Below are 508 nucleotides of genomic sequence, written 5' to 3' on the forward strand. Positions count from 1 at the left end.
GCCGGGACCACCCGGTAAGGCTAAATACTAACCAGACACCGATAGTGAACCAGTACCGTGAGGGAAAGGCGAAAAGAACCCCGGGAGGGGAGTGAAATAGATTCTGAAACTACTTACTTACAATTAGTCAGAGCACGTTAATGTGTGATGGCGTACATCTTGCAGTATGGACCGGCGAGTTATGTTAACATGCGAGGTTAAGTGGATAAAAGCGGAGCCGAAGAGAAATCGAGTCTGAATAGGGCGAATTAGTATGTTGACATAGACCCGAAACCAGGTGATCTATTCATGAGCAGGTTGAAGCTTAGGTAAAACTAAGTGGAGGACCGAACCGTAGTACGCTAAAAAGTGCCCGGATGACTTGTGGATAGCGGTGAAATTCCAATCGAACCTGGAGATAGCTGGTTCTCTTCGAAATAGCTTTAGGGCTAGCGTGTGATGTTAAACTTTGGTGGTAGAGCACTGAATATGGAATGGCGGCGCCTAGCTGTACTGACTATAATCAAAC

1 rRNA gene is annotated in these 508 nt (G+C 46.5%); it reads left to right on the plus strand.

The features are described from left to right. Positions 1-508: ribosomal RNA gene (locus L3K22_RS16655) — 23S ribosomal RNA — on the plus strand; the annotation flags it as partial.

Origin of the sequence: Brachybacterium atlanticum, from assembly GCF_025669985.1 — a bacterium.
Classification (GTDB): domain Bacteria; phylum Actinomycetota; class Actinomycetes; order Actinomycetales; family Dermabacteraceae; genus Brachybacterium; species Brachybacterium conglomeratum.